Here is a 12316-nt window from a genome sequence, read left to right as displayed (position 1 = left end):
TATGTCTCTATTTAAACTCGACAACGTTATTCAAAACTACGCATGGGGAAGCAAAGACTCCATTAACCAATTGTTTGGTATTGTGAACCCAAACCAGGAACCTCAAGCAGAAATTTGGATGGGTGCTCATCCAAATGGTTGTTCAAAGGTAGGCGATACCGGTGAATCGCTTTCTCACATGATTGATGAAAACAAAATCGATGTCTTAGGCGGATACACGGCGGCTCGTTTCGGTGAATTGCCTTTCTTGTTTAAGGTGTTGGCCGCTGAAACACCGTTATCGATTCAGGTTCACCCGAACAAGCGAAAATCAGAATTAGGTTTTGAGCGTGAGAATGCACTTGGTATCCCTTTGAATGCGTCTAATCGCAACTACAAAGATCCAAACCATAAACCTGAGTTGGTTTATGCGTTGACCTTCTACAAAGCGATGAATGGCTTTCGTCCAATCGACGACATTATTGCCTTGTTCGAAGAAGCGGATATTCCTTCGTTAGCGATTGAGCTTAATGTACTAAAAGCCAATGCCGACAGTGATTCTTTGAAGTCGTTCTTTAGCGCCATTATGTCTCTTGAAGGTGACCGCAAAGCGTCTGCGCTTAATGAGCTTTATGCTGCACATGCGCGACCAGCCAAAACGGTCATGGGGCGTGAAGCTCTTCAATACAGCATCGAATTCAAACAGCATTATCCAGGTGATATTGGCTTATTTGCGCCATTAATGCTTAACACGGTTGAGCTGGCGCCCGGTGAAGCGATGTTCCTGTTCGCAGAAACCCCACATGCTTATGTTCAAGGTACGGGTTTAGAGATTATGGCAAACTCAGACAATGTGCTGCGTGCCGGTCTCACTCCCAAATATATCGATGTCCCTGAGCTTATCGACAACACAATCTTTGAGCCGATTAAGCCAGAAGATATCCGCCTTAAGCCTGTATTGAAAGAGGGCAAGATGAGTTATCCGATTCCAGTGGATGACTTTGGCTTTGATATCTTGTCTGCGACTGATGAGAGCAAGTCACAGTATCTACGTAGCGCGGAGATCTTGTTCTGTGTGGAAGGAGAGGCGACCGTCACTTCAGAAGGGCGGTCAGTTTCTCTTAAGCCCGGAGAATCGGTCTTTGTAAGTAGTAATTCAAGTGTTTACCAATATCAAGGGAATGGCATTTTGGCTCGTGCTTTTAACTAGTGCCCCCGTGCTAGCGATCAGCAAAAGAAATGTCAGAGTGCCACTGTAAAGTGGTACTCAATATTGGATTGATGGTTGTTACCTATCTGTCTTTGACAGTCATGATTATTGACCATACCCGCTACTCTGGCGGGTTTTTTCATTATTAGAATGAGCAGATATAAGCTTGTAGAAAAGACAAACCCTGCGATCAGAGCAGGGCTTTTTATTGAATTAGTACTGAGTGACTGGTTAGGCAATGTGCGTCATTTTATTAAGCACAAAGGTTTCAATACAACCTTCAGTCGCAGCCATGTAGTCAGCGATGTGTTGGCTCGCTAAGTGTTTCTCTAGATGAACTTCAGACTCCCAGTTCTCATGAAAAACGAAGTGAGCAGGGTTACTGTTATCTTGGTGCAGATCGTAGTTAATACAGCCGTCTTCAACACGGGTTTTATCGATCAATTTAATCATCTCAGCTTTTACAAGCTCAGTTTTGTCTTCTTTAGAGACGATCGTTGCAATAATAGTCAGTTTGCTCATTTTCAATTCCTTCGCTTTAAACTCGGTAAGTTTAAGTAATATAAGTATAAATTCAGAATGAAGAAAGAGTTCTGAAATCCAATAACTATGGTTCTTACCATCCACAATTCAAACTCGAGAGCATAGGGCCAGAGCCGAGTAGGTTATGCTTATTAAAAAAAGCCCTCATAGCAATATGAGGGCTTTTGAATAAGAATCAAACTGTGTTGTTACTGGGGTGTTAAGCGTACTGTCTTACCTTAAGCGTATTGCTCAACCGTCATTGCCCAATTTTTCTTCTGTTGTTCGAAATTCATTTTGATTTGCTGATAACGAACCTTAAGAACAGAGTGTTCGTACTTCTTCACAACGTCTTCGCGCTTGCTTTCAAGTAGCTGTTTTTTAACTTCGTAATATTCGTTCATGTTTGATACTAGAGCATCAAACTCTTGTTGAAGCTTCTCTGCGATTTGTTGCTTGTCGGCACGATGCATGATTTTTTGCTGGGTGCGTTTAAGTAACATTGACGCTTCAGCTTTCTCAATACGAGCTTGAGGGGTTTTCTTAAGCTTACTTGCCAGTCCCATCAACGAAGCACTCTTAATCAACCATTTTGTTGGATCGTATTGCCACCAGTAGATGCCGTTACGGTAGTCGTTCTCAAAGATGTGGTGGAAGTTGTGGTAGCCTTCGCCGAAAGTGAGTACTGCTAACACACCGTTATCACGCGCTGTGTTTTTGTCAGTAAAAGGTTGGCTACCCCAGATGTGAGCAAGAGAGTTAATAAAGAATGTTGTGTGGTGGTTAAGTACCAAACGAACTGCACCTACGATTAACAACATGCCAATCACGTCACCGTAAATCACGCCTAAAGCGATAGGAACACCGAAATTCATTAGTAATGCTAACAGAACATAGTGCTTGTGCTGCCACATAACAATCTTATCTTTTTTAAGGTCACGGCAGTTTTCGTAGTTTTCGTACATTGAGGTGCTGTAATTACGAATCATCCAGCCAATGTGTGAGTACCAAAATCCACGTTTTGCAGAGTATGGGTCTTTGTCGTTGTTATCGACATGCTTGTGGTGAACACGGTGATCAGAAGACCAGTGTAGCGCGCTGTTCTGCAGGGCAAATGCACCACCTAATGCAAACAGGAATCTTAGGCTTGAATGCGCTTCAAACGCTTTATGTGACCATAAGCGGTGATAACCTGTCGTGATTGAAAGGTTACAGAACGTAAAGCAGATTGCTAGCCATATCCAGTGCTCCATGCCATAGCCAAAAAAGTAGCCATAAACGGGAGCCGCTACAACAGCAAGCAGCATACTAAAAGAGAACACAAAAATATTGAGCCAGATTAATGGCGGCTTTTTTGTAGATTGTTTGTCGGCACTATTCATTAGCAAATTTCCATTGGGCTTACATCTGTGCGCTAGAATATCAGCGTACACGTGTAAGTCAATATTGAAAGTGTAAACGTGTATTAGTATGTTTTGCTTAAATATTGTATAAAGGTAGTGTGAAATGTAGTAGCAAGTCATAAATGGAAGTACTAAGGGCTAATAAATGGAAATTAAGGTAGCTGAATATAAAGATTATGAGCGGATTGCCCAATTACACGCGGATAGCTGGAAGCTATATTACCGTGGCATTCTTGCTGATGATTACCTAGAACATGATGTTTTGGAGGACAGATCTGTTATTTGGCAGACTCGTTTGATTAATCCTCCTTTCAACCAACATGTTTTATTGCTTGAGGAAGGCGGTTTACTGGTTGGTTTTGTCTGCGCGTTCGGTAATCACAACTTTGAGCGTGGTACGTTCATCGATGCGTTACATGTAGATAATAATTATCGTGGACGAGGTGTAGGCAAGCGTCTGTTGTCTGAATTGTCGAAGTGGTTGCAGCAATACTATTCGGACTCAGGGCTTTACCTAGAGGTGATGTCTGAGAACCACCAAGCGATTGCTTTTTATCAGGCGATTGGTGGCAAAGAAGAACTAGAGCAAGTTTGGAACGCACCATGTGGCAGCCAAGTGAATGAAAAAGTGATTTCTTGGAGCTCTCCCGTTGAACTTGAACAGAAAACAGCGAGCGTTGTGTATTCTTAGTCGATTCTTGTTGAATACTGTTTTTTTGCTGAGTAGCAGGTTCTTAACGAAGCTATTTTAAAGCAGAAGAACAAAGACAAAAGCCCCGAGTATTAAGTTGCTCGGGGCTTTTTTGATTGAATTAGTGGTCGTTTTAATGATTCGTAAAGATGCGTGAAATATTGGGCGATTAATCACACCATGTGATCTTATTCCTACCGCCTTTTTTCGAAATGTAGAGTGCTTGGTCAGCGTCGTCGATAAGCTGCTCGACAGAACCAAGGGCTTGAGGGGCATGTTTCACACCGATTGAAATTGTTACTTCTAATCTAAGGCGAGTAGGGGATTCTAAAAGGGCATTAACCAGCGATTCAATTGAAGCCTCGGTTTCTCCTTGGACCAGCACCAAAAACTCTTCACCGCCGTATCGAAAGCAGTTACTGCTAGTCGGTAGTCGTTTTTGAATCTCATCGGCCAGTTCTTTAATCACCATGTCACCCATTTGATGGCCGTAGGTGTCGTTAATCGATTTGAAATGATCAATATCTATCATGATCGATGTAATGGATCGCTGACGGTCTATGCTCGGTTCTATCACCTGATGAAGATAAAGGCGGTTGTAGCAGCCCGTTAGTGCGTCTTGATAGGAAAGGGCCTCGAACATATTAGATTGCTTGCGAAGCTGAATCGCTTGTTTGCGGAGTTGCTCGGATTGAGCGAAACGTTTGTGTACTTCCAGGTCACGTCTAACACAGGCCGCTGAGATTAGGATGTAAGCCGAGATATAAACGGAAATTGTTTCTATTTCATGCTCTGGCTCCGCTTCATAAAGCAGTGGGGCAAGGCCGATGAGATAAGCCAAAAAGATAAACGACAGCGTAGATATACTGTATCTGGCTGACAATCTTGAAAACGTACCAATGTAGATCATCACTAAAATGATGCCACCTTGGTAATCGAAGTTGTTCAGCTCGATGGCTAGTCGACCGACATAGACCAAGAAAAGTGAGCTAATTACAAGGAAGGCACTTTCTACGAGTTCCAAAACGTTGGGTTTGTTTGTAATACAGTATCTGGCGGCGGCCATCATCAATAAAAAAAGTATGACTCGGAAAATGATAGGCGTAATGCACTCGCTACCAAAGTGGATGTAGTCGGTGACGATAAAAGCACAGAATATTGAGATAGGGATGTAGATGAAATTTATGTACGGCAAATAAATTTCATTATCGAAATAGGTTTTAAATCTTTGATTCTTGAACCCAGAATAAGAGCGCATTGAGAAATTAGCCGAGATTGATACACAATAATTTGCGTAGTATGTCACAGTCTTTGGGATTGTAAACGACCATTTCTATAGATTTGTCAGTATGTTAGCTAGATCAACAAACGGTAGCGGGCAATATTCACGCTCTATTATCGATAGAGCGTGAATATCTAGAGGCTGGTGTAAGAGTGGTAAACAGAAATTAAAGCAGATTATAAAAACTAATCGCGATTAACGCTTGTTCTTCAGGTAACGCTTACGACGCTCTTCTTTTTTCTTAATCTGTTGTTCCGCTTTCAGCGCAGCCGCTTCTTCAACTTCGATCAGCTCTTGTGTGATCATTTCTGGCAACTCAAGCGTTACTTTACCTAAAGTGCCATTACGCAATTCGTGAAGCAGGATTTCTGAACATTTGTGAATGTCGATATGACCACCGGCACGAAGTGCACCACGCTTACGGCCAATCGCTTCCATCAGTTCGATGTCAGACTCAGGCAGCTCTTCAATTTGGTAGCGCTCTTGCAAAAGGTTAGGGTACTGTTTTGCTAGGTACTCTACTGTGTAAAATGCCACTTCATCGTATTCCATTGCTGTATCTTTTACAGCACCTGTTGCAGCCAAGCGGAAGCCACTGTGTGGGTTTTCTACTTTAGGCCAAAGGATTCCTGGAGTATCTGAAAGGATCACGCCATTTTGCAGATTGATACGTTGTTGGCGACGAGTTACCGCAGGTTGGTTACCAGTAACCGCAATCGTACGTCCAGCCAAGCAGTTGATGATGGTCGATTTACCCACGTTCGGGATGCCCATGATCATTGTACGAATGTTTTTGCCCATCTGTTCACGGTGCGGTGCCAGTTTACGTACCAGCTCCATAACGTGGTTAACTTCTTCTTTTACGCTAGTCGTAATCGCAATCGCTTTAACGCCTTGCTCCTTCTCGAAGTGCTCAATCCAACGTTGAGTCAGTTCAGGATCTGCAAGGTCACGCTTGTTCAGCACTTTTACACAAGGCTTATCGCCGCGCAGTGAAGAGATCATTGGGTTTTCACTACTGAACGGGATACGAGCGTCCAGTACTTCGATGATCACATCAACTTGTGGGATAACTTCTTCGATTTCTTTGCGGGCTTTATGCATGTGACCCGGAAACCATTGAATAGACATAGAGATAAACCTTGATAAATATATTTGCTGCACATTGTAAGGGTTGGATGATACGTGTAAAGGTATATCTATCCCGACCTTCAATGAGCTCAGTGAGTTTGCTTGAAGTATAGGCGACTTGGTGATGTTTATTTAGCTGATGATTGACCTATTGAAGGTGGGAGCCGCTAATCTTGTAAAGCGTAAAAAGCCGCTATGTCTTTCAAATCTTGATCGTTAAGCTTACTTAGTTGCGCTCGCATCATATCCGCGTAATCGCCCTGCCTATCTCCGGTTTGATACGCTTTCATGGTATTAAAGAGATAGGTTGGATCTTGGCCAGAAAGCTTAGGATAGGAGTTATTAGTCGATTGACTGGTAGGGTTATGACAAAAAACGCAGCTTGGTGATTTAACTTTACCTAGTTCAGCGTCGCCAAAATCAGAGGCATGAAGGTTAGAGGAAAGAGCTAGCAATATTAGAGCGAAGGTTGGGTAATGCACGTTTTTACTCCGGTAAAAACATGATTATAAAGCTTCCCCTAAGGGGAAGCTCAAGTCTTATTTGTTCTGGGTGAACATTTAGTATGGCTTAAAGTACATTTGCCAACTTTGTTAGGAATCGAGCGATGTCTTCTGCACTAATATCACGGTGAGTAACAAAGCGAACAGGATTACCCGGTGACATCGTAATGCCTTGTTCACCTAACTCTTGTGCGATGCGGTTGATATCTACTGACTCATCTAATTTAGCAAACACAATGTTAGTTTGGATGAAATCAGGGTTAACAGAAAAGCCTTCTAGCTTGTTTAAACCAATCGCTAGATTTTTTGCATTGTCGTGGTCAGCTTTAAGTTGAGCCACGTTCTCCGTGAGCGCCATTTTTCCTGCTGCGGCAAGAATACCTGCCTGACGCATACCGCCACCCACCATTTTACGTAGGCGGCGTGCTTTAGCGATGTACTCTTTACTACCAAGAAGTAGAGAGCCAATCGGCGCGCCTAAGCCTTTTGATAAACAGATCGTCATTGAATCGAAGTGTTGTGCGATCTCTTTAATGTGAACATCCAGTGCTACTGCTGCATTGTATACGCGCGCGCCGTCGAGGTGCATTTGCAGGCCGTGTTGGTTTACGAACTCACGTGCTTCCGCTAGATAAGACATTGGCAGGACTTTACCATTGATCGTGTTTTCTAAACTAAGAAGCTTGGTACGAGCAAAGTGGCTGTCGTCGGGCTTAATCGCAGCGGCAAGCTTTTTAAAGTCTAAAGTACCGTCTGGGTTATTCTCGATTGGTTGAGGTTGGATAGAACCAAGGACCGCAGCGCCGCCAGCTTCGTATTTGTAGTTGTGCGCCTGCTGGCCACACAGATATTCATCACCACGCTCACAATGCGCCATTAAGCCAAGAAGGTTGGCTTGTGTACCTGAAGAGGTAAACATTGCCGCTTCAAAGCCTGTCTCATTTGCTGCCCACTGTTCTAGTTCGTTGACGGTTGGGTCATCGCCATAAACATCATCGCCCACTTCTGCGTTTGCCATTGCGTCACGCATGGCTTGTGAGGGTTTAGTTACGGTATCAGAACGAAAGTCCATGTTTCTCTCCTAGAGTACTTTAGGTAGTCATATAATTGGCTATAGATGGCCGCATAGTTGGGCTTTACTTAAACAAGCGATAGTTTTGGTATCGGTAATTTGATCGTGTCGTATTTTGTCGTGCAGTTCTTCTAGACTCAGTTCGATCACCTCTATGACTTCATCTTCGTCGCATTTAAAGCGGGTAGTGAGGCTTAAGTCTTTGGCGACGAACAAATGCTGAATCTCATCACAGAATCCAGCTAAAGGGGTAACTTGTCCTAAGCTTTGAAAAGAAGTTGCACTGTAACCTGTTTCTTCTTCCAACTCTCGCTGGGCACATTCAAGAGGTGTCTCACCAATTTCCATGGTGCCAGCCGGTAATTCTAAAAGCCATTTTTTAAGAGAAGGGCGAAACTGGTTAATGAGGATGATTTTTCCAGACGAAGTGATAGGAAGAATAACTGCCGCGCCGGGGTGGTTTATTGTTGTATGTTTTACCACGACGTTCGTAGGGAGCGTCACGTTCTCTTCTATGAGAGAAATACTTTTCCATTGATGGATAACTTTACTCATGCAGTCTGGCCACATTCCTTGCCAATTTTTCGGATAACTGAAGACGTGCACCACCATAACGTCTATGGTGTCGAAAATAAAAGAAAAATTAGGCTTAGCAATAGATTTAATTTCACGCCGTTCGTGATGTTACTCTCATAATTGGAATCTATGATTGCGCCAAAATTACCGACGTAACCATCTGATATAAATGCAACTCAATAATAAAATACACTTGTAACAAAGTACTAACAAATGTATAAAAACATATCTACACTCTCAATTGTTCAAAGATTTTCGGAGTAACGCATGAACCCTTCTATTTCTTCACATGCTGACAAGGCGCTACTCTCTGAAAGAATCAATAAATTAGCGCATGCTCTCTCTGATGGAGTCTATGAAAGAGAAGACACGATTAAGCTATGTTTACTGGCTGCATTGGCTGGTGAAAGCGTGTTTCTATTAGGCCCTCCGGGCATTGCAAAAAGCCTTATCGCAAAACGCCTTATTCAGGCTTTTGACAACAGTAGTTATTTTGAATATTTGATGACACGTTTCTCTACGCCAGAGGAAGTGTTCGGCCCGCTAAGTATCCAAGAATTAAAAGACAACGGTCGTTATGTAAGGCTGACCGAAGGTTACCTACCAACAGCACAAGTTGTATTCCTTGATGAGATCTGGAAAGCCGGCCCTGCAATCCTAAACACGCTACTTACTGTCGTTAACGAAAAGACTTTCAAAAACGGCAGTGATATTGAACGTGTACCGATGCGTCTACTAGTATCGGCATCCAACGAACTTCCAGATGAAGACAGCGGCTTGGAAGCACTTTATGACCGTATGTTGGTACGCGTGTTCGTGAACCGTATTCAAAACAAACAAAACTTCAAATCGATGCTGACGACGGGTACTTCTCAAGAAGCGGTAATTCCAAAAGGTTTGGCGATTACGGACATTGAATACCATCAATGGCAGAAAGAGCTCGATAAGCTGGAACTGACAGACAATTCGTTTGATAAGTTGTTTGAACTAAAAACCATGCTTGAAGAGACGGTTAAGAAGCAAGGCTCTGCTTCAGAGTCAGAATTGTATGTATCAGACAGACGCTGGAAGAAGGCCGTTAAACTATTGAAAGCGAGTGCGTTCTTTAGTGGTCGCGATAGCGTGAACCCGCTGGATATTATGCTTCTGCAAGATTGTTTGTGGCATAGCCCAGAATCACGTGATGTGGTTCGTAGCGTGGTGAAAGACTTTGCATTGAACCGAGCGTTTGATCAACAAGAGTCGAAAGCTCAAATTGAAATGTCTCGTGAAGAGTTAGAAGAGATTCAAGACGATGTTGAATCAACGTTGTCGGTGTCACTTTCTATGGAGTCAACCAGTGGCTTGTTGCGTAAAGATGTTTACCAGAATGACATCAAGAACGCGAAAATGTACAGTGTGGGCAGTGCTTACAATCTAGTGAAACTGGTTATGCTGCAAAGCAACATGTCGGTTTCTGAATCTGAGAAAGGCGATAGCCGTTGGGTATACGTAGCCAAAGACGATTTTGATCGTGTTCTTAAAGAAGGTCACGGTGATATTTACGGTTACGTAAACGAAAATAAAAACCTATGCCGTTTAAAACTCGACTTGGATGCATCAAACCAATTAGTGATTAAAGACATCGCCAATCGCTCTGTATTGGTGAGTGTGGTTACTACTGACGGTTTAGACCAAGAACTGTACAACAAGTGGTTGAGTGGCGCTGAGAAAGCCTTAGAACAGTTAACTGAAGCTGAATTCAAGTTAAAACGCGTTCGTACTGAATTCCATGATGCATTACCTCATAACTATATTGACCCTGATTTACCAAAAGCGATGGAAGCAAGTTTGCAATCGGTAACGCAAGATCTTGAAACCACGAAAGTGAAGAGTGCCAAGATCGCTCAGCGTATTAAGTTTATGAGCCAGTACTTCGAGTAAGAGGAGAGCATATGTTAGGAGCAGACGGCTTAAACCTCGCTTTGATGGTAGCTGATTCCGGAATCATTGATACCGCGATGAATGATCTCATCGCTCGTTCTCAAGTCATGATAGCTGCAGAGAACAAAGGTGTGAAAACATCAGTGAAAAACCACTTAGTTAAATGGCGCGGTAAAGTTAAAAAACGCGTTACTAAGGTGTGTGAAACTGATCGATTCCAAGAGGAAATCGCCCTTTACCAAGAAGTGATTTACTGGGATGAACCTCAGTTCTTTGATGAGATTGACAGCGTTATCAAAAAGCTGGAGTGGCACTCAGCGTTTTATCTACAAGCTCGACGCCTTATGGAGAACAACAAGGGTGTTTATAACGCGATGTTTCCACACTACTTTTGCGACCAATGGTACCAATCACTTTCTGATGCGATTAAACAAGCTCAAGTAACTGAACTTGAAACAAGCAAAGAAAAAGTCTTAGCCGATCTTTATCAGCGCATGGAAACCATGAAAAACATGGATAAAGTGACTGAGTCGGGTGATGAAGGCAGTGTAGGGCGCTTGTGGGACATGGCTTCTGCCAAATTAAGCAAAACAGACCTTACCATCATGAAACGTCATGCTGAGTTCTTGAATAAGCACAAGGGCTTGCAAGAGATCGCTGAAAAGCTAGGCCGTATGGCTGGTGAGGAAGATGATCCTTCGCTACACAAAGCCCCTGTAGAAGAATTGCAGGTGGTTGAAGAGAAAAGCGATGAAGCGGTCGATGATATTGTCGGGATTCATGAAAGTGATGACCTTAACAAGATGCTGCCAAACGAAACCATGTTCTTAGCTTATCCTGAACTTGAGGTTATCTTTTACAAGCACTTGGCCGACAAGCGTTTACTGAGCTATCGCTCGCAAGGTAAATCACGCACGTTACGCAAAGTGAAGGCGCAAAAACCAGATAGCAAGAACATCGATATTGAAAAGGGCCCGTTTATCGTCTGTGTGGACGCTTCGGGTTCTATGAGTGGTTTCCCTGAGCAGTCTGCTAAAGCAATGGCTTATGCCTTAATGCAAATTGCTCTTGCAGAAGAGAGAGACTGTTATGTGATTCTTTTTTCTTCTGAGCAGATTACCTATGAGTTAACAAGGCAAGATGGCCTACGTGAAGCGAGCGACTTCTTAAGTTACTCATTCCACGGCGGTACGGATTTGGAACCTGTTCTCATGAAGTCGATTGACCTAATGACTGGTGATAAATACAAGAATGCCGATTTAATCGTACTTTCTGACTTTATTGCGCCGAAACAATCAGACGAAATGATTGCTCAGGTTGAAAAGTTGAAAGAACACAAAAACCGTTTCCATGCGGTTAGTCTTTCTAAGTATGGCAACCCTCAACTTATGACTATGTTTGACCACTGCTGGGCGTATCATCCGAGTCTTGTCGGTCGTTTTATGAAGAAGTGGTAGCGCTAGAACATCTTGTTTAACTCGATTTTGCTGTGTGTTTTTTGATTAAAGAGATCGAACATGCAGCAATTTGATTTAAATGTCAGCAAACAGAATTTAAATTCACTTTTTTGTTTGACTATCTCCCCTCAATCCGTAAAGTAGGCACCCGAACACAGCGGTGCGGCTTACTTAAGTCCCTAAAGTGTTGAATTAAAAAGGCGCCTTGGCAGAGTGGCTATGCAGCGGATTGCAAATCCGTGGACCTCGGTTCGACTCCGGGAGGCGCCTCCATTCTTTTTCTTAGCTTGATAAGTTAAGAGATATTAAGAATGAAAATGCGATACTAGCTCAGTTGGTAGAGCGCAACCTTGCCAAGGTTGAGGTCATCGGTTCGAACCCGATGTATCGCTCCAAATTTTGTAGTGTTGATTCATTTTGACATTAAGATGGTGTTTTACTTTTCAGTAATCGGCATCGCAATAAAGAATTGCGTGCCCTGGTGGTGGAATTGGTAGACACAAGGGATTTAAAATCCCTCGACGTTCGCGTTGTGCCGGTTCAAGTCCGGCCCGGGGCACCATCTAT

Annotated in this window: 11 protein-coding genes and 3 tRNA genes; 7 read left to right on the top strand and 7 right to left on the bottom strand. The window is 43.1% G+C overall.

Going from position 1 to position 12316, the window contains the following annotated elements; all coding sequences use genetic code 11:
- Position 1: 1 nt before the first annotated feature.
- On the top strand, positions 2 to 1189 hold the full coding sequence (gene manA / locus AB4138_RS13190) for a mannose-6-phosphate isomerase, class I (protein ID WP_017070588.1): 1188 nt from the start codon (positions 2 to 4) through the stop codon (positions 1187 to 1189).
- A 231-nt stretch (positions 1190 to 1420) separates the two neighbouring features.
- Here manA and AB4138_RS13185 read toward each other — a convergent pair whose 3' ends face one another.
- Complete coding sequence (locus AB4138_RS13185; RefSeq protein WP_017062602.1) at positions 1421 to 1711, bottom strand: putative quinol monooxygenase; 291 nt, start codon at positions 1709 to 1711, stop codon at positions 1421 to 1423.
- A gap of 239 nt (positions 1712 to 1950) precedes the next feature.
- Positions 1951 to 3093, bottom strand: a complete 1143-nt coding sequence (locus AB4138_RS13180; RefSeq protein ID WP_017062601.1) for a fatty acid desaturase — start codon at positions 3091 to 3093, stop codon at positions 1951 to 1953.
- 166 nt (positions 3094 to 3259) lie between these two features.
- Between AB4138_RS13180 and AB4138_RS13175 the strand changes: the two genes are divergently transcribed.
- Positions 3260 to 3805 (top strand): N-acetyltransferase, encoded by a 546-nt coding sequence (locus AB4138_RS13175; protein ID WP_017062600.1) that lies wholly within the window; start codon positions 3260 to 3262, stop codon positions 3803 to 3805.
- Between the two features lie 169 nt (positions 3806 to 3974).
- On the opposite strand, the gene AB4138_RS13170 is transcribed toward AB4138_RS13175, so the two are convergent.
- The 5 genes from AB4138_RS13170 to AB4138_RS13150 form a co-directional block, all read right to left on the bottom strand.
- Positions 3975 to 5000 carry a GGDEF domain-containing protein gene (locus AB4138_RS13170; RefSeq protein WP_372306285.1) on the bottom strand — a complete coding sequence of 342 codons (1026 nt, stop codon included), beginning with the start codon at positions 4998 to 5000 and terminating at the stop codon, positions 3975 to 3977.
- A gap of 282 nt (positions 5001 to 5282) precedes the next feature.
- The gene (gene ylqF, locus AB4138_RS13165; RefSeq protein ID WP_029405588.1) at positions 5283 to 6218 is read right to left on the bottom strand and encodes a ribosome biogenesis GTPase YlqF; all 936 of its coding nucleotides are present in this window, start codon (positions 6216 to 6218) and stop codon (positions 5283 to 5285) included.
- A gap of 167 nt (positions 6219 to 6385) precedes the next feature.
- On the bottom strand, positions 6386 to 6700 hold the full coding sequence (locus AB4138_RS13160; protein ID WP_017069125.1) for a cytochrome c: 315 nt from the start codon (positions 6698 to 6700) through the stop codon (positions 6386 to 6388).
- A gap of 88 nt (positions 6701 to 6788) precedes the next feature.
- Positions 6789 to 7793, bottom strand: coding sequence for a low-specificity L-threonine aldolase (ltaE, locus tag AB4138_RS13155; RefSeq protein WP_372306282.1), 1005 nt, complete (start codon positions 7791 to 7793; stop codon positions 6789 to 6791).
- 39 nt (positions 7794 to 7832) lie between these two features.
- Complete coding sequence (locus AB4138_RS13150) at positions 7833 to 8348, bottom strand: NUDIX hydrolase (RefSeq protein WP_065584641.1); 516 nt, start codon at positions 8346 to 8348, stop codon at positions 7833 to 7835.
- A gap of 288 nt (positions 8349 to 8636) precedes the next feature.
- Here AB4138_RS13150 and AB4138_RS13145 point away from each other — a divergent pair, with 288 nt between their 5' ends.
- The 5 genes from AB4138_RS13145 to AB4138_RS13125 all read left to right on the top strand — a co-directional run bounded on the left by AB4138_RS13145 (position 8637) and on the right by AB4138_RS13125 (position 12311).
- On the top strand, positions 8637 to 10292 hold the full coding sequence (locus AB4138_RS13145; RefSeq protein ID WP_017067123.1) for an ATPase RavA domain-containing protein: 1656 nt from the start codon (positions 8637 to 8639) through the stop codon (positions 10290 to 10292).
- Positions 10293 to 10303: 11 nt separating this feature from the next.
- Positions 10304 to 11749, top strand: a complete 1446-nt coding sequence (gene viaA, locus AB4138_RS13140) for an ATPase RavA stimulator ViaA (RefSeq protein WP_372306278.1) — start codon at positions 10304 to 10306, stop codon at positions 11747 to 11749.
- A gap of 199 nt (positions 11750 to 11948) precedes the next feature.
- Positions 11949 to 12022 (top strand) — tRNA-Cys (locus AB4138_RS13135).
- 46 nt (positions 12023 to 12068) lie between these two features.
- A tRNA-Gly gene (locus AB4138_RS13130) sits at positions 12069 to 12144 on the top strand.
- 80 nt (positions 12145 to 12224) lie between these two features.
- Positions 12225 to 12311 (top strand) — tRNA-Leu (locus AB4138_RS13125).
- Positions 12312 to 12316 lie beyond the last annotated feature (5 nt).

Origin of the sequence: Vibrio sp. 10N.286.52.C3 (assembly GCF_041468865.1) — a bacterium.
Classification (GTDB): Bacteria; Pseudomonadota; Gammaproteobacteria; order Enterobacterales; family Vibrionaceae; genus Vibrio; species Vibrio crassostreae_C.
This window is presented reverse-complemented; position numbering and strand designations above follow the sequence as displayed.